This window comes from Bacillus cereus group sp. Sample62, from assembly GCF_036851315.1.
GTDB classification, from domain to species: domain Bacteria; phylum Bacillota; class Bacilli; order Bacillales; family Bacillaceae_G; genus Bacillus_A; species Bacillus_A wiedmannii.
Genome location: NZ_JAFLPK010000001.1, coordinates 1789398 through 1805718, shown reverse-complemented (window position 1 = coordinate 1805718; position 16321 = coordinate 1789398). Strand labels below are relative to the sequence as shown.

Here is a 16321-nt window from a genome sequence, read left to right as displayed (position 1 = left end):
CAAAACATATATAATAAGAAAATGAATTCACATTTTCTTCTCTTTATACTATTTTCTATAAGTTAACAAAAATAAAAACAAGATTACACACCAAAACACTATGGTTAAGTTGTAATCCCAATATATTATATATCATACAAATGCAATTCCATCAATTAATATGCTGTGTTATCGGCTTTATGTTCACATAAATTTCAAAAATAGCCCTTTAATTCATTATGTTTCCCCACGTCATCACACCATAAACTCCCAATTTTTTATAACACCACACCATCCATTGCATAAAGGCATATAATTTGCACTAAGGAAACATTTATGTTCAAATAAAAATATCATCTCATACATTTAAATGTATTGAAATAATGTGTAAGAATAAATACAATAATTTCATCAAGTTAACATTTCAAAGGGGAAAACTACTATGAATAAAGATATAACAAAAGATGAACAAGTCCCTTCTCAAAGTACAACTGTTCAATCAGCACACTTAGCTTTAAGTGGCGAAACGAAAGGCTGGAAACGACTGTTACCGTTTTTAGGACCCGCTTTTATCGCATCCGTAGCTTATATTGACCCTGGTAACTTTGCTACAAATATCGCAGCTGGTTCACAATACGGATATTTACTATTATGGGTTATATTCGCTTCTAACTTAATGGCAGTATTAATTCAAACTTTATCAGCTAAATTAGGAATTGCTACGGGAAATAATTTACCTGAAATAGCTCGAGAAAACTTCCCAAAACCTGTTTCCATCGGTTTATGGATACAAGGTGAACTCGTTATTATGGCGACTGATTTAGCTGAATTTATTGGAGCTGCATTGGGACTTTACTTACTATTTGGAATTCCGATGTTACCAGCTGCTTTAATTACGGCAGTCGGATCATTTATTATTCTTGAGTTTCAACGCAGAGGATTTCGCCCACTAGAAGCTATTATTACAGGGATGATTTTTATTGTAGTAATAGCATTTGGGATTCAAGTTTTTTATGCAAAGCCGGAATTAAGCCCTCTACTTTCAGGACTTTTCCTTCCAAAATTCCAAGGTGTAGACAGTATATTACTTGCAGCAGGGATATTAGGCGCGACAGTTATGCCACATGCAATCTATTTACATTCTGCATTGACACAACGCCGCGTGGTTGGAACAACTGACGAACAAAAGAAAAAGATTTTCCGTTTCGAATTTATTGATATCATTATCGCAATGGTTATCGCTGGAGCAATTAATGCGAGTATGTTAATTGTAGCAGCTGCACTATTCTTTAAAAACGGCTTACATGTTGAAGATCTTGATGTTGCTTTTAACCAGTTCAGTACTTTAGTCGGCCCTGTATCAGCTGCTTTATTTGGAATTGGGCTCTTATCAGCAGGACTATCTAGTTCTTCTGTCGGTACAATGTCAGGTGATATTATTATGCAAGGTTTCATTCGAATGCATATTCCGTTATACTTACGCCGTTTTATTACAATGATTCCACCATTAGTTATTATCGCTTTAGGTGTAAATCCAACTTACGCTCTAGTCATGAGCCAAGTCGTCTTATCATTCGGTATTGCTTTTGCATTAGTACCACTTATTATTTTTACAAGCAGTAAAAAAATTATGGGTGCACTCGTTAACCACCGCATAACAACCTTTATCGCTTGGATCATTGCTGCACTTGTTATCATTTTAAATATTTTCTTACTGTATCAAACATTTATAGGATAATAAAAAAGGGTATTCCAATTTTAATTTGGAATACCCTTTTGGGGTGAAGTAATTCTCTTCTAATTATCGCTTATGTATGTACCTCTTTTTGAAATATATTCCACAATCAATTGTATCACAAATCAAAACCATACTTCCCTCTTGAATAATCTTTATTTTCAGACTAAATTATATAATAACAACACATTTTAGTTTCAGAAGAAATGGAGTGAAAGCATGTTTCCTATATTAAAAACCGACCGACTCATTTTAAGAGAACTTACTGAAGAAGATGCACCGAGTATACTACAATGCTTTTCTAATACTGACGTACTGCGCTATTATGGCCAAAAACCATTACAAAATATTGATCAAGTGAAACAAGTCATTCATAACTTTAAACTCAGTTACAACGCAAGAAGCGGTATAAAATGGGGTATCGAATTAAAGGACAAGAAAGAGCTCGTTGGAACCATTGGTTTTCACGATTGGTCTTCTGAGCATAAACGAGCCAATATAAGTTATGCCTTTCTCCCTGAGCACTGGGGAAAAGGATATGCGACGGAGGCTGTTTCTGAAGTTATATCATACGGTTTCCACACACTTCATTTAAAACGAATCGGAGCAATTGTATTTCTTGAAAATGAAGCTTCCAATAAAGTGCTATTAAAATTAGGGTTTGAAAAAGAAGGCGTTTTAAAAAATTATATGTATCAAGATGATATCCCCTATGACACGAATTTTTATTCTTTATTAAAATTGGTTTAATAGAATGTATGCGTAAAAAACCTTACTTTTAAAAAGTAAGGTTTTTTTGTATTTATTAATTTGTGATATAAGCATTCTTATAAGTATAAACACCACCAAATTGATGCTTTTCAATTCCCTTTACGTAATCCTTTTGTACGTAAGCTGAGCCCATTTGATAAAGCGGTGCGACCGCAGCATCCTCTAGTAAAATACGTTCGGCCTCTTGCAATGCTTCCCATCTTTTCTTCTGATCTAGTACTAGATCGCTTTTCGCTTTCTTTATTAATTCATCGTAGTGACGGTTCGAATAATTCATTTTGTTATTCTGATTATCCGTCGTAAAGAGTTCTAAATAACTAATTGGGTCTTTATAATCAGGTCCCCAATTTGCCATAGATATATCATAATCTCCTGTTTGCTCTAACTGTAATTTTTGCTTAAATGGCTGTTGTTTAATTTGTATCGTTAATCCTTGCAAATACTTTTCTAGGTCACCTTTTATATATTCTGCCATACGTTTTGCATTATCTTGTTCATATGTTAAAAATTCAAGGTTTATTTCGTCTACTCCCAGTTCTTTTTTCGCTTCTTCCCAAATCTTTTTCGCATTTTGTAGATCATATGGAGAAAAATCTCCGTTTTCTTTTCTAAAATCTTTACCAGTCTCTTCATTTATATGACCAGTTGGTACAAGTCCGCTTGCAGACTTTGCCCCGTTATTAATAAAGTGAGCAACGAAATCTTCTTTATTTAACGCTAATGAAATAGATTGACGCACCTTTTTATTTGCTAACGCATTATTTTTCTCATTAAAACGTAGCATAGCAATTCCAGGTTCGCTCGACATATGTAATTCCTTATTCCCTTTATACTTGTCTACAAATTGAGAATTAATAGGCACCCGGTCTAAATTACCAGCTTCGTATAAATTAACAGCCGTCATTGTATCCTTTACAATTTGAAAGTTTATCTCGTCTAATTTCACTTTCTTTTCATCCCAATATGTAGCATTCTTCTTTAATTGAAACTCTTGTTCATGCTTCCATTTCTCTAATACAAATGGCCCGTTATATATGAGATTACTAGGTTCCAATGCATAATTCTTTCCTTGTTCTTTCAAAAATGATTCATGCTGTGGCAAGTAAATTGGCAGTGCTAACAGCTGTAAAAAATACGGGATTGGCTGTTCGAGTTCCACTTCTAACTTATAATCATTTATAACTTTAACCCCAAGTTCATCAAGAGGCATTGTTCCTTTATTTATCTCTTTCGCATTTTTCACGTAAAAGAGCATGTACGCATATTGAGACGCTGTTTCACGGTTAATTGCACGTTTCCATGCAAACATAAAATCATTTGCTGTCACACTGTCTCCATTTGACCATTTTGCATCTTTACGCAAATCAAATGTATATTTTTTACCATCTTCACTTCTTTTAAACGATTTTGCTACTGCTGGAATAGGCTGATCTTGATCATCTAATACATACAAACCTTCAAATATGTTTTGCATAACGTGTGCTGATGTACCATCCATCGTTTTCGCAGTATCAAGAGAAGGAATTTCTTCTGATACTGTTACATTTAATACTTGTTCTTTTGCCTCTGTTTCACTTTTATTCGCTTTATTATTACAAGCTGTTAATAATAAAGTTGTAACAAGTGCCATTACCATTAAATGGCTCTTTTTTCGCTTCATGAGTTGTTCTCCTTAAGTATAAAATATTATAAAGCGTTATATATTATAGCAGAAATATGAACAGAAAGATGCGACATTCTTTTGAATATTTATTCGTTCAAGAAAAAAGCTATCCTTTTAAAAAAGGATAGCTTTTTCAACTACATATAATTACCTATCTTTGTAAACCTCGTTTATAACGACTCGCTTCAAATATAATACGCTCTTCATCTAACGTTTTACATTCGCCATTCCAAACGACACGTTTTCCGTTAATAATTACATCACTTACATCTTTTCCACTAGCAGCATATACAAGGTGCGATAACACTTCATCTGCTGGTTGTAAATGCGGCTTATTAGACGGATCAATCGTAATAAAATCAGCACACTTTCCGACCTCAAGTGATCCTGTTTGTTTCATGCCGATTACTTCAGCAGCTCCTTTAGTCGCAAGTGTAAGAGCTGTTTCAACTGGTAATGCTGTTGCATCTTGATGAATACCTTTTTGTAATAATGTTGCTATACGCATTTCTTCAAACATATCTAAATTGTTGTTAGATGCCACACTATCTGTTGCAATTCCTACTTTCATTCCTGCTTCTAGCATCGCTTTTACATTCGCTATACCAGAACCTAGTTTTAAATTACTATTTGGGTTATGTGCTACTCGAACATCATGTTCTGCTAAAAATGCACGCTCATTTTCATTTAATACTACACCGTGTGCAATAACTGTTGGGCGTTTAAACAACCCACAGCTTGCCGCATATTCTACTGGACGTTTTCCGTACTGTGTTTCAATATCACGTACTTCACGCTCTGTTTCCGAGAGATGAATATGAACCATCGTTTGATTTTCTACTGCAATACGAGCACACTCTTCTAACAGTTCTGTAGAACATGTATATGGACTATGCGGTGCAACCATCGTAGTTAACATGCCACTTTCGTTATAGTAACGCTTCACATATTTCTCAGCTTCTTCAATGGCTTTCTTTTCATCATCTTTCGTTCCAAAGCTAAATAAAGTTCTTGAAACAGCAGCTCGCATCCCACTCTTTGATACCGTTTCCATAATTGCATCTTGATCTACTCCAATTGGATTAAACATGTCAGAGAATGATGTTGTACCACTTTTCACCATTTCAAGTAATCCTAATTCCGTACTAGCAACCGCAAGCTCTGGCGTAAACTGACTTTCAAGTGGCCAAATTCTCGTCTCAAGCCATGGTTGTAATAACATATCATCGCCAATCCCTCTTAAGAGACTCATTACAACGTGTGTATGTGTATTTACAAGCCCTGGTAATATCCACTTTCCTTTCATGTCAATTACTTCATCTACTGCAAAATCATTGGCGAATTCTCCGCTCTTTACATCTATAATTTGATCATTTTCTACAATGATATATCCATTTTCTATCACTTCGTTTTGTTCATTCATCGTTACGATTGTAGCGTTTACATAAGTTGTTTTCAAAAGTATTTCCCCTTTCAACTCTATGAAGTTCCCTTTAATAAGTTACCACCATTATAGTAACTTATTAAAGATTAAGAGTCAAAAGATAATTTCAATTCTTTCATTATCTTTTCCTTCAAAATGCTATATTGTTTTTCATTTGTATCTGCAAACGCTTCTTCCCGATTTGATTCCACATCCAAATAATTCAGGTTTTCATTGAATTGAGTCTCTGTAAAATCAAACCTCTGTCCATCTATACAGTTATAAAAGTGCCACACCTCTCCTATTTTTGTCTTCTTAATTTTTCCTCCGCATATATCTTGAACGACTAAAGCCGTTACACCACACTGTCCCTTTGCTGGATTTTCACTTGTCCACTTTGAACTCGTTTCAATCGACCACGATTTTATTAGTTCTTCATATATTCTTTTTGCCTTTACATTATCCATTTTCAGCTTCTCCTACTATTAATTGTTTTACACATCATATTTCAAAAGAGGCAGTAAACGATCCTTACAAACTGTTGATCGTGTCTCTCCAATTAACTTTGCTCCCATCTTCAAGTAATACCCTTTTGCATTCGGATCACTATCAACCGTAAAACTTTTTATTCCTAGTTCATTTGCTTGTTCTATTACATACTCCCAAAGTATTTTCCCGTACCCTTTCCCTTTGTAGCGAGGATGAATATATAAGAAATCGAGAGCATTATCGTCACGTAAAAATGAGAAAAATCCAATCTTTGTATTATCATTTTCTAAAACATATATAAAATTATTTATTATGTACTCTTCTGTAACTGTTAAATCTCCCTTACAAGCAAGAATAAATTCTTCGCTATAATTCCACGTTGCTTTTGAATGTAGCGCGAGTTCACTTAATTCATTTGCTTCACTTAATAACGCTTTTCTTATCTTCATGATTCTTTCTCCTCACCTTCGATATATACACTTTTAAAATGATTCGAAAAGTAATTTAAAAAACCTCTTATTTCCGTAAATAAGAGATTACTTTTATAAATCTTTATTATAGGTAACAATTTTTTAAAAGAAAAAGAACGCCATTCCTGAAAATTGGCGTTCTTTTTCTTTTAACCTTTATAGCATATTATATTAAGAATCATTTTTACACTTCTAAACAGTTTCTACTACCTCTTCAAGCATTGTTCCATTTTTAGCATAATTCGTATGCCAAGAAAAAGCTTTTTCTAAAACATGAGGAGTTTGTCCACCTCTTGTTTGTGCTTCTTCGAAATAAGCTCTTAGTTGGTCACGATACATTGGATGTACGCAATTCTCAATAATTAGTTCCACTCTTTCTCTTGGTGCTAGTCCTCTTAAGTCCGCATACCCTTGTTCAGTGACGATAACATCTACATCGTGTTCCGTATGGTCTACATGTGAAACGAAAGGAACGATACTTGAAATGTTACCACCTTTTGCAATCGATTTAGTAACAAATATAGCTAGTCGGGCATTTCTCGCAAAATCACCTGAACCACCAATACCGTTCATCATTTTTGTACCTAAAACGTGAGTAGAGTTAACATTTCCGTATATATCTAATTCTAAAGCGGTATTAATCGAGATCAATCCAAGGCGGCGAATGATTTCAGGGTGATTAGAAATCTCTTGTGGGCGCATCATTAATTTGTCACGATATTTTTCAAAGTTAGAAAATACTTGTTGCATTTTCTCTTCAGAAAGCGTGATCGAGCAGCAGGAAGCAAAATTAACTTTCCCAGCGTCCATTAGATCAAAGACCGCATCTTGTAAAACTTCAGAATACACTTCTAAATCTTCAAACTCCGAATCTAGCATGCCGTGCAATACTGCATTAGCAACTGAACCAATTCCCGATTGTAACGGTGCTAAACTCTTTGTTAATCGGCCTACTTTAACTTCTTCTCGAAGGAACTCTATTAAATGTTGTGCCATAATGACAGTTTCTTCATCTGGAGGAACAATTGTCGATGGTGAATCCAGTTGATTCGTAAACACAATCCCCTTCACTTTTTCAGCATCAATTTGGATACCAATTGTTCCAATTCTATCATCCGTTTTTACAAGCGGAATTGGAAGTCTTTCCCCTTGTTTACCTGGTTCATATAAATCATGCAGCCCCTCTAGTTGCGTAGATTGAGCCATATTCATTTCAATAATAATGGACTTAGCATTTAAGGAAAATGCTAAGGAATTTCCAATTGAAGTGGTTGGAATAATCATACCATCTTCAGTAATCGCAACCGCTTCCAAAATAGCGACATCTATATCCATAACGTCAGCACGGAGTAACTCTGCTGTATGAGATAAGTGCTGATCCACAAATAAAAAGTCTCCGTTATTAATTCCTTTTCGCATAGTCGCATCAGCTTGGAAAGGCAATCTTTTCCCTAAAATTCCTGCCTCAGCAAATAATTTATCTACATCCGAGCCTAGGGAAGCCCCTGTATAAACATTTACTTTAAAAGATTTATCATTCTTAACTCGATTTACAAGTGCAAACGGGACTGCTTTTACATCCCCAGCACGTGTAAATCCACTTAAACCTAAAGTCATTCCACTTTCAATCCATGAAGCTGCCTCTTCAGGTGTAACTACTCGATCTTTGAAACGTTGATCCCTAATTCTATCTAAATTATTCTCCATATGTAATCCCTCTCTCAATGAATATTCATAATTATTTTACACATTAACACTATCAAAATAGGGATTTTTGTACACGATACCGAAAATTCAGACAAAACAGAAAATCTAGGTTCTAAAGCAGAAAAATTTAGAATCCTAGAAGCTTACGAAAATAGCTAGCATATGACTGACTCACTGGTACCCTCTCTCCGTTATCCATAGAAAGTACAAAAGTAGAATGCGTATCAGGGTAAATCGCTTTAATATGATTAACATTTACAATAAAGGAACGGTGGCATCTAATAAAGGAATCTTTCGGCAACAAGTATTCGAATTCTTGTAGAGAGTACTTATGTGTTCCAGTTAACTCTTCTGAATTCACATACGTCTTTTTATCTTTAGCCTCTAAATACATCACCTTTGAGAAAGGAACCGGAACCCATCCGTCTGTTGTTTTTAAAGTAACGACCGACTTACCATCCGTTAAAGCGGGATAAATTGCCATCACGCACCCTTCAATCTTGCCATTATTTGAAAAAGGTACCGCCATTCCATGATAAGGAATACCGAAAACGTCCCGGTTAATAAACTCAGAGGCTTTTTGCTTCGTTACCATTGCTTTATGTGCAATCGTCCCTTCCTTAATAGGGTCCCCGGCGCTAATCTTTAAATCAATTCGTTTACTTGGCCGATAGTAAATATATTCTTTCGTATTCGAAACGGCAATTGATATTTCATCTGAAAATAATTCCCCAACTACATCTAGTAGTATACCTAATGTTTTATCTTCCATAGTATGAACACCTCATTTACTATTATACTACTATTATGATTTGAAAAACCGTTCAGCACTTTGAACGGTTTTTCAAACTATTTAGTTCACCTTAGCCCCATAACATCTTGCTACTGCAACTGCCTGCGCTATATCTAGTTTCACATTTTTTAAATCAAAACTTGTAAAATCAATTCTATCAACTATCGCTCCTTTTAAATTTGCACCGCTAAGTTTCGCCTTACCTAGTTGTACACCTGTTAAATCTGCTTCACGTAAATCTGCTTTTTCTAAATTACATTCATATAGGTCAGCTTCAATTAAACGTATACCCTTTAACATTTGTTTACTTAAGTTCGCGAACCTTAAATTCGTATATGACCAATCGCCCGATATTATAGTTATTCCGTCTAAATTCGCTTCTTCAAAATCAGAGCCAGTCATTTTACATTCTTCAAACTTCGATACGAATAAATTCACACCAACAAACTTACAATTCGCAAATGTAGTTCCTTGATGGATAGAAGCATTAAAAAGAGCACCAGTAAAATCACATTCTATAAAATTACAATTTTCAGTAGAAACTTCCGATGCATCTATCCCTCTAAAACGGCATTTTATGAATGTACAATTTTTCAATTCCTCTTCTTTAATGGAAACATCTTGAAAATCTATTTCTACATATTCTTTATTTATAAATTCACTCATAACTATTCCTCCATCTCCTTAAAGAAACCTCACTTCAAAAAAGTGAGGTTTCTTCTCATACAATATGTCCATCTAACCAAGAAATCAAATCTTGAAATACTTCATCTCTATTTACTTCATGGAACATTTCATGTCTTCCATTTTCATATAGACGCAGTGTTACATCTTTCACGCCACATTTTTTATAATTTTCATATACTTCTTTTACACCTTTCCCCATATCCCCAACAGGATCACGATCTCCTGAAAAAATATGTATTGGAAGGTTTTTCGGTGTTTTCTTAAACTCTTCTAGTTTATTTACTTCTAATACCCCAGAAAATAATTCACGATAAAAGCTTGTTGTACAAATAAATCCACATAAAGGATCCGCAATATATTTATCAACTTGATTATTATCTGAAGATAACCAATCAAATTTCGTACGATTTGGTTTAAAGTGCGAATTGAAATTTCCGAAAGATAAAAAGTTTAGCATCGGACTTTTCGTTCTTGCCCCGCGTAGTTTCATCTCGATTGTCGCTACTTTATGACCAATGACTCCTAAGAATCCCGGGTTCCCACCAGTTCCTGAAATAAGGAATCCATCATATAATCCACCTTTAAGTTGTACAGCGCGTCTTGATAAAAAAGACCCCATACTATGTCCAAGTAAAAACAACGGGCATGTCTGCTCCTTTTTTATCGTTTCTGATACAAAAATAACATCAGAAACAGCCTCATTCCAACCTACATTTGGTTCAAAATGACCATAATCTTCTTCTCTTTTCACTGTTTTCCCATGACCTTTATGATCATGCGCATAAACACCATACCCTGCTTTTAATAACGCAGCAATAAAGTCTGTATAAACACCTGCATGTTCTGTCATACCATGTGCAATTTGAATAATCCCTCGCGGATCTCTTTCTGGTAGCCACTTACGTAAATAAATTTCCGATCCATCCAATGCCGTAACGAAACTTTCCTGTACGTTCATTTCGTCAGCCCCCAACTCTATTATGTATATCAAAAAATGAATATCCATTCATTATTCTTATTATGTATTATATGCAATTGCTTTCATTATGACAAATGCTGCACTTTTCCAATTGGCTCTATAACTATTATGTTGACGAACTCAAAATAAAATTATATAGTAACTTACATAAAGTAATTATTATATTTTTGGGAGGTTTCTATTATGATGCCATCATTATTTTTAGCACACGGATCACCGATGCTTGCTATTCAAGATACAGAATATACAAGTTTTTTAAAAACACTTGGAGAAACATATAAACCGAAAGCAATTGTTATTTTTACTGCTCACTGGGAAAGTGAAGTATTAACGATTTCCTCATCAGATAACGAATATGAAACAATTTATGATTTTGGAGGTTTTCCTCCTGAGTTATACGAAATCAAATATCGTGCGAAAGGTTCTTCAAACATTGCATCTATGTTAGAAACAAAATTTAAAAACAAAGGTATTCCAGTCCATCATAATATGACGAGAGGTTTAGATCATGGCTCATGGACACTCTTGCACCGCATGTATCCAGAAGCAAATATTCCTGTCATCCAAATATCAGTCAATCCATTCCTTCCTGCAAAAGAACAATTTGAAATTGGAGAAGCACTAAAAGGACTTGGACAAGAAGATATTTTAGTAATCGGGAGCGGTGTTACCGTTCATAACTTACGAGCTTTAAAATGGAATCAAACTACACCCGAACAATGGGCAATTGAATTTGATGATTGGATTATTAAACATATGCAGACTACTGATAAAGATGCATTATTTAATTGGGAGAAAAATGCCCCTCATGCACAATTAGCCGTACCAAGAGCAGAGCATTTTGTTCCTTTATTTATCGCTATGGGAAGTGGCGATAATAACGGTGAAATCATTCATCGTAGTTACGAGCTTGGTACATTAAGCTATCTTTGTCTTCAATTTTAAAGAAAAGGATGGAGCAATCGTTGCTTCATCCTTTTCCTTTTTCATTCACTTAGTTAACTAACTTCCAAATGTCGTTTCTCTGATACCTCTTCGTTCTTATTGTGAAAATAAACCCAAATGCACGCAATAAATAATAATGATGAAGTAGAAAAGAAAACATATTGGAAGCCCGCATGTGCTGCAATTTGTCCACCAAGTACTGGTCCAATCATATTTCCTAAAAACTGAAACGATTGATTATACCCAAATATTCTTCCCGTTACATGGGTTGGTGTATGTTGTTTTAGTAGAGTTTGTACGGAAGGTAATAGTCCTGCTTGTGCAATACCTAATAAAAAGCGAAGAATTAATAGTTGCCAAGCTGAGGTTACAAATGCTTGCGGAATAAAAATAATTCCTGCCGCAAACAACGCCACAACTAACGTTTTTTGAGGTCCAATACGATCTGATAATCTACCTAACTTAGGAGCTGCCATAATAATAGCTAAACCTGTCGCAGACATGACTGCGCCCGCAATCATTTCAATATGAGCCGTTCCTGGGCCTTCTAAATTCTTTACATACAATGTAATAATAGGTTGAATTGACATGTTCGCAAGTTGAATAATAAATGTTGTTACAAATAAACTAATAATTAAATGCTTTGCTGGAACCATCGTCCATACTTTTTTCGGTTGTACTTTTTTTGCTTGAGCGGAGTGATTCTCTTCATGTAGGAAGAAAAAAACGATGAGAAAAGAAAGGAATAAAAAAGCTCCTGTAACAAGAAAAACATAGCGCATTCCAATTAACTCAGACAAATATCCTCCAAGTAACGGGCCAAGTAAAGAACCGCTCACGCCCCCAGTTGAAATTGTGGAAATTGCCCAACCTGAATGCTCTTTCGGAGTTTCTGCTGCAATAAATGTCATCGCCGTTGAAAGGAAACCAGATACTGCTCCCATTAAAAACCTTAGTGCGACTAGTTGATACACATCCGTTACAAACCCCATAAGCGTCATAATAATCGCCATACCAAGGCTCGCACGAATCAGCATCAATTTCCGTCCATGTATATCACCAAGCTTTCCCCATATTGGTGATACGATCGCACCCATTAAAAATGTTATACCAAATGCAAGTCCCGACCACTGTGCAATACTAGAAGTGCCAGTTACTCCTAATTCCTCAATATAAAAAGATAAAAAAGGAATTACTAAACTCATACCGGCTGCAGTGGTAAAACAACCTAGCCAACAAATCATTAAATTTCGTTTCCAGCTGGCCATTTTCACACCTTCTTTCTTTAGATACCCATTCTACACCCTTTCTTGTAAAAAGTTTAGTAATTTGCTTTACTTGTAAGATTTACTACAAAACCCGCTATTTTCTAGTGAAAATCACTACATCTCTACATTGTTTTCATAATAAAACCAACTCCACCTAAATGAAGTTGGTTATTTATCCATTATTGGTATTAAACGCGCATTACAACATCGCTCATAAAACTCAACCGGACCCGCTTGTCCAATAATTGCGTATTCATATCCATCTTGCTTCATACTATGTAAACAACGATGTAACAATTGCTTCCCTACACCTTTCACGCGATTTTGCTTCGCTGTGCCCATTGGACCAAACAATCCTTTCTTCCCTCTCACTACATCGTAACAAGCGAAACCTACTATCACTTCTTCTTGTTCTGCTATATAAATAGGTACATTTTCTTTATATGTACGAAATCCATACTCTATTGAATGTAACCAACGTTCACCAAATTCCTCATTAACAAAACTTGCTAATTTTTCAAAATCAGAAGGGTTAGCCTTTCTAACAGTACAAATTAAATGATTATAAGTAGGATCAAAACATTTTAGATCGACCGCTAAATCTCTTGGATCAGCTAGAATACGTAATATATCTTTTTGTATTTGTGCATTTCCAATAAACGTATCCGCGCGAAATAGTGCATCTATAACATGTCCTTCATTTATTATTACTTGCTGGAAACGTTCCATACGTTTCTTCGCTATTTGTAAAATTTCTAGCACCTTATAAGATACCTTATATTGTCCTATTTTTTTATACTCTTGATCCGGTGAATCATATTGTTTTCGTATCGAAAGTTTTTCTAAAAAATCCGTACCCACGTTACGAAACAAATACATATACAACTCGTTGCAAACTCCAGTGCCTTCTTTACACATGCCGATAAACAAATGCACTGGTTGAATAATATTATTTTCCGCCTCTTCTGCTGCAATCTGCAATATATTATGAACACGTTTTGTAAATTGAAATTCCTCCATATGTACCTTCATCCCCTACTACTTTACTAGTAAACCGTAACCATAAATAAGTGAAACAATTATACCAACTACCAATATACCTGGTAGCAAATTTGCCACCTTAATTTTAATAACACCAAGTAAGTTCAAGCCAATAGCGGCTATCATAATACCACCTGTAGCTGTCATTTCCACTATAAATTGATTCATTAATGCTTTCGGGACTAAACTATTAATTTGTGTTGCAAAAACCGCAATACCGCCTTCGTATAAAATAACTGGAATTGCTGAAAACACTACACCAATTCCTAAAGTTGTCGTTAATATAATAGAAATAAATCCATCGATAATCGCCTTTGTAAATAAAATATCATGATTTCCGCGAATCCCGCTGTCGAGTGCACCAAGTATCCCCATCGCACCAATGGCAAAAATTAAAGTAGCTGTTACAAAGCCTTCTGATATGCTTCCTTTCCCTTTCGATCCAACTTTATTTTCTAGCCAATCTCCTAACAGTTTTAACTTTCCCTCTAATTGTAGCCATTCCCCGATGACGGTGCCAATGACAAGACTTAGTATGACAACAAGGAAATTTTCACTTTTCAATGCCATTTGAAGTCCAAGCACAGTAACCGCTAAACCGATTGCATGCATAATTGTTCCCTTCATACTTTCTGGAATTCTACTAAATAATTTACCTAGTAAAGTTCCAAATATAATACAAACCCCATTTACAACTGCTCCTAATATAACCATTTCTCATTCTTCACCCTTCGAATTCTTTATTTCTATATTTTGGTTTATACATTGATTTACAGGTTATCTATATGTTAACTTAATATTGGGAATATTAACAAATGTTTTTCCACTACATAAACCGCAATTCTTTGTAGTTATACATAAAGTGAAACTTTAACTAGCGCGAGTTTTACTGCCCACAAATTGCGGGATAAACTCAAAAGGGAAGGTATTTATGAAAACTTTACTAAAACGATTTCTGTTAATAGCCTTTTGCATTACACCAATTGTTTTATTAGTTAACTACTCTTTTATTTCAAAAGCGAAAGACAAACCCGATTTGCAAAACAAATCTAGTAAAAAAGCTTCAACAAGTGAAAAAAAAATAGAAGATCCGGAAATTACACTCACCTTCTCTGGTGATACAATGTTCGATTGGCAATTACGTCCTGTAATCGAAAAAAACGGGGCTGATTATCCATTCCAACATGTAAAAGAAGAAATAACAAAAGCTGATATTTCTTTCGTTAATTTAGAGTCAGCATTTACAACGAGAGAAAAAAAAGCACCTGGGCAACTATTTTGGATTAAAAGTGATCCATCTACACTAAAAGCTATTAAAAACACTGGATATGACATCGTAAATATTGGAAATAACCATACACTTGATTATGGGCAAGATGGATTATTAGACACGATTTCTCACGTAGAAAAATTAAAGTTCCCTTACATTGGAGCCGGAAAAAATGAAAAGGATGCCTATACTGCACGAGAAATGACTGTAAAAGGGAAAAAGTTCAAATTTCTTTCCTTCGTTCGATTTATGCCTGATACGAATTGGGTAGCTGGTGACAATAAACCTGGCGTTGCGAACGGATATGATTTAAATCTTGTAACAAAAACAATTAAAGAGCAAAAGAAAGATGCAGACTATTTAATCGTCTATATGCATTGGGGCGTTGAAAAATCAAATCGTCCGGTAGAATACCAAAAACAATATGTACCTAAAATGGTTGAAGCAGGAGCTGACGCAATTGTCGGAAGTCATCCACATTGGCTTCAAGGATTTGAGTATTATAATAAAGTTCCTATCGCTTACTCATTAGGAAACTTTTTATTCCCAAGTTATGTGAGCGGGAAAAGCGCCGAAACTGGCGTATTAACTTTAACTTTTAAAGGAAAGGATGTCCAAATGTCATTCAATCCTTACATCATTCGCAACAACCAAATCTCCCCTGTAAATGAGGAAGAAAAGAAAAAAGCTCTACAATATTTACAAACAATTTCAAATGATGTAGAAATTGATGATACAGGGAACATAAAAAACAAACGGAACTAGACATCGCAAGATCTATTTCTCTGTAACATACTTTACAGAATAGGTGATGAACATGCTGAAAGACTTATTAGAAAATGTAAGTTTGTTAGAGAATATTTATAAAATATCTATAGCCGTTCTACTTTTATGTTCATTTTTTTCTGTTAGACTTCTAAAAAAAATAAAACGTGAACGAAAGCTTACTACCTTTGAATTTACAATGTATGCAATTATTCGCATTGCAATATTTTTTTGGTTAGCTAGCTTTATTCTTCTTGAATTTAATGAGTATTTAGTTTAACTATAAAAAAGATAGAACAAGCATTATATTTCCCTTGCTTGTATCTATCTTTTTTA

At 34.8% G+C, this 16321-nt stretch carries 16 protein-coding genes; 5 read left to right on the top strand and 11 right to left on the bottom strand.

Translation table 11 applies throughout. The features are described 5' to 3' along the window. Window positions 1-421 precede the first annotated feature (421 nt). Entirely contained in the window at window positions 422-1717 is a 1296-nt protein-coding gene (locus J0835_RS09185; protein WP_087980182.1) for an Nramp family divalent metal transporter, read from the top strand. Between the two features lie 216 nt (window positions 1718-1933). Continuing rightward, window positions 1934-2464 carry a GNAT family N-acetyltransferase gene (locus tag J0835_RS09180; RefSeq protein WP_087980181.1) on the top strand — a complete coding sequence of 177 codons (531 nt, stop codon included), beginning with the start codon at window positions 1934-1936 and terminating at the stop codon, window positions 2462-2464. Window positions 2465-2519: 55 nt separating this feature from the next. Here J0835_RS09180 and J0835_RS09175 read toward each other — a convergent pair whose 3' ends face one another. From J0835_RS09175 to J0835_RS09140, 8 genes are all read right to left on the bottom strand, one after another. After that, complete coding sequence (locus tag J0835_RS09175; protein ID WP_087980180.1) at window positions 2520-4145, bottom strand: peptide ABC transporter substrate-binding protein; 1626 nt, start codon at window positions 4143-4145, stop codon at window positions 2520-2522. Between the two features lie 154 nt (window positions 4146-4299). Continuing rightward, the gene (locus J0835_RS09170; protein ID WP_140386731.1) at window positions 4300-5625 is read right to left on the bottom strand and encodes a bifunctional S-methyl-5'-thioadenosine deaminase/S-adenosylhomocysteine deaminase; all 1326 of its coding nucleotides are present in this window, start codon (window positions 5623-5625) and stop codon (window positions 4300-4302) included. Window positions 5626-5678: 53 nt separating this feature from the next. Further along, window positions 5679-6038, bottom strand: coding sequence for a YunG family protein (locus J0835_RS09165; protein ID WP_087980178.1), 360 nt, complete (start codon window positions 6036-6038; stop codon window positions 5679-5681). Between the two features lie 27 nt (window positions 6039-6065). Further along, window positions 6066-6509 carry a GNAT family N-acetyltransferase gene (locus tag J0835_RS09160; protein WP_087980177.1) on the bottom strand — a complete coding sequence of 148 codons (444 nt, stop codon included), beginning with the start codon at window positions 6507-6509 and terminating at the stop codon, window positions 6066-6068. A 213-nt stretch (window positions 6510-6722) separates the two neighbouring features. Next, window positions 6723-8237 carry an acetyl-CoA hydrolase/transferase family protein gene (locus J0835_RS09155; protein ID WP_087980176.1) on the bottom strand — a complete coding sequence of 505 codons (1515 nt, stop codon included), beginning with the start codon at window positions 8235-8237 and terminating at the stop codon, window positions 6723-6725. Between the two features lie 127 nt (window positions 8238-8364). Beyond that, window positions 8365-9009 (bottom strand): LytTR family DNA-binding domain-containing protein, encoded by a 645-nt coding sequence (locus J0835_RS09150; protein ID WP_087980175.1) that lies wholly within the window; start codon window positions 9007-9009, stop codon window positions 8365-8367. Window positions 9010-9090: 81 nt separating this feature from the next. Beyond that, window positions 9091-9696 carry a pentapeptide repeat-containing protein gene (locus tag J0835_RS09145; protein ID WP_087980174.1) on the bottom strand — a complete coding sequence of 202 codons (606 nt, stop codon included), beginning with the start codon at window positions 9694-9696 and terminating at the stop codon, window positions 9091-9093. 55 nt (window positions 9697-9751) lie between these two features. Continuing rightward, window positions 9752-10675: an alpha/beta hydrolase gene (locus J0835_RS09140; RefSeq protein WP_087980173.1), complete on the bottom strand. Its 924-nt coding sequence runs from the start codon at window positions 10673-10675 to the stop codon at window positions 9752-9754. Between the two features lie 204 nt (window positions 10676-10879). Between J0835_RS09140 and J0835_RS09135 the strand changes: the two genes are divergently transcribed. Continuing rightward, on the top strand, window positions 10880-11641 hold the full coding sequence (locus tag J0835_RS09135) for a DODA-type extradiol aromatic ring-opening family dioxygenase (RefSeq protein ID WP_087980172.1): 762 nt from the start codon (window positions 10880-10882) through the stop codon (window positions 11639-11641). A gap of 53 nt (window positions 11642-11694) precedes the next feature. Here the strand turns inward: J0835_RS09135 and J0835_RS09130 are convergent, their stop codons facing one another. The 3 genes from J0835_RS09130 to J0835_RS09120 form a co-directional block, all read right to left on the bottom strand. Further along, a complete protein-coding gene (locus tag J0835_RS09130; protein ID WP_087980171.1) occupies window positions 11695-12909 on the bottom strand; it encodes a multidrug efflux MFS transporter in 1215 nt (404 codons plus the stop codon). Window positions 12910-13077: 168 nt separating this feature from the next. Continuing rightward, window positions 13078-13929, bottom strand: a complete 852-nt coding sequence (locus J0835_RS09125) for a GNAT family N-acetyltransferase (protein ID WP_140386730.1) — start codon at window positions 13927-13929, stop codon at window positions 13078-13080. A gap of 18 nt (window positions 13930-13947) precedes the next feature. Next, window positions 13948-14664, bottom strand: coding sequence for a DUF554 domain-containing protein (locus J0835_RS09120; RefSeq protein WP_087980169.1), 717 nt, complete (start codon window positions 14662-14664; stop codon window positions 13948-13950). 217 nt (window positions 14665-14881) lie between these two features. Between J0835_RS09120 and J0835_RS09115 the strand changes: the two genes are divergently transcribed. After that, window positions 14882-15985, top strand: a complete 1104-nt coding sequence (locus J0835_RS09115; RefSeq protein WP_087980168.1) for a CapA family protein — start codon at window positions 14882-14884, stop codon at window positions 15983-15985. A 52-nt stretch (window positions 15986-16037) separates the two neighbouring features. Further along, entirely contained in the window at window positions 16038-16265 is a 228-nt protein-coding gene (locus J0835_RS09110) for a hypothetical protein (RefSeq protein ID WP_087980167.1), read from the top strand. Window positions 16266-16321: the final 56 nt, after the last annotated feature.

Excerpts from the sequence above, each read along its gene's own strand:
- J0835_RS09110 (WP_087980167.1), top strand. The coding sequence starts at position 16,038 with ATGCTGAAAGACTTATTAGAAAATGTAAGTTTGTTAGAGAATATTTAT.
- J0835_RS09160 (WP_087980177.1), bottom strand. The coding sequence starts at position 6,509 with ATGAAGATAAGAAAAGCGTTATTAAGTGAAGCAAATGAATTAAGTGAA.
- J0835_RS09115 (WP_087980168.1), top strand. The coding sequence starts at position 14,882 with ATGAAAACTTTACTAAAACGATTTCTGTTAATAGCCTTTTGCATTACA.
- J0835_RS09120 (WP_087980169.1), bottom strand. The coding sequence starts at position 14,664 with ATGGTTATATTAGGAGCAGTTGTAAATGGGGTTTGTATTATATTTGGA.
- J0835_RS09140 (WP_087980173.1), bottom strand. The coding sequence starts at position 10,675 with ATGAACGTACAGGAAAGTTTCGTTACGGCATTGGATGGATCGGAAATT.
- J0835_RS09150 (WP_087980175.1), bottom strand. The coding sequence starts at position 9,009 with ATGGAAGATAAAACATTAGGTATACTACTAGATGTAGTTGGGGAATTA.
- J0835_RS09145 (WP_087980174.1), bottom strand. The coding sequence starts at position 9,696 with ATGAGTGAATTTATAAATAAAGAATATGTAGAAATAGATTTTCAAGAT.
- J0835_RS09180 (WP_087980181.1), top strand. The coding sequence starts at position 1,934 with ATGTTTCCTATATTAAAAACCGACCGACTCATTTTAAGAGAACTTACT.
- J0835_RS09185 (WP_087980182.1), top strand. The coding sequence starts at position 422 with ATGAATAAAGATATAACAAAAGATGAACAAGTCCCTTCTCAAAGTACA.
- J0835_RS09175 (WP_087980180.1), bottom strand. The coding sequence starts at position 4,145 with ATGAAGCGAAAAAAGAGCCATTTAATGGTAATGGCACTTGTTACAACT.
- J0835_RS09165 (WP_087980178.1), bottom strand. The coding sequence starts at position 6,038 with ATGGATAATGTAAAGGCAAAAAGAATATATGAAGAACTAATAAAATCG.
- J0835_RS09155 (WP_087980176.1), bottom strand. The coding sequence starts at position 8,237 with ATGGAGAATAATTTAGATAGAATTAGGGATCAACGTTTCAAAGATCGA.
- J0835_RS09130 (WP_087980171.1), bottom strand. The coding sequence starts at position 12,909 with ATGGCCAGCTGGAAACGAAATTTAATGATTTGTTGGCTAGGTTGTTTT.
- J0835_RS09135 (WP_087980172.1), top strand. The coding sequence starts at position 10,880 with ATGATGCCATCATTATTTTTAGCACACGGATCACCGATGCTTGCTATT.
- J0835_RS09125 (WP_140386730.1), bottom strand. The coding sequence starts at position 13,929 with ATGGAGGAATTTCAATTTACAAAACGTGTTCATAATATATTGCAGATT.